Source organism: Mycobacterium sp. (genome assembly GCF_008709575.1).
Taxonomy (GTDB): Bacteria; Actinomycetota; Actinomycetes; order Mycobacteriales; family Mycobacteriaceae; genus Mycobacterium.
Map to the genome: position 1 here is coordinate 1 of NZ_VYIK01000385.1, position 333 is coordinate 333.

General features: G+C 63.7%; 1 pseudogene. It reads left to right on the plus strand.

The annotated features are described in order from the left end of the window. Positions 1 to 333, plus strand: a pseudogene (locus tag F6Q13_RS19115) (cellulase family glycosylhydrolase); the annotation flags it as partial.

Genomic DNA, 333 nt, shown 5'->3' on the forward strand with positions numbered 1-333 from the left:
CGGTGTCATCGACTACGCCTACCTCGCCTCGCTCGAGCAGACCGTGCAGACCCTGGCCAGCCACGGCATCTACAGCATTCTCGACATGCACCAGGACCTCTACAGCGCCTATTTCGGTGCAGATGGTGCGCCGACGTGGGCGGTGCTGACCGGCGGGCTGCCCAACCACGAAGCGGGCTTCCCGTTGACCTACCTCATCGATCCCGCGGAGAATCACGCCTGGGATGCGTTCTGGTCCAACGCTGCAGCACCGAACGGTGTTGGGCTGGAGAATGATTACGCGCAGATGTGGGAGGCTGTCGCGGCCTACTTCGACGGCAACCCCGACGTGGT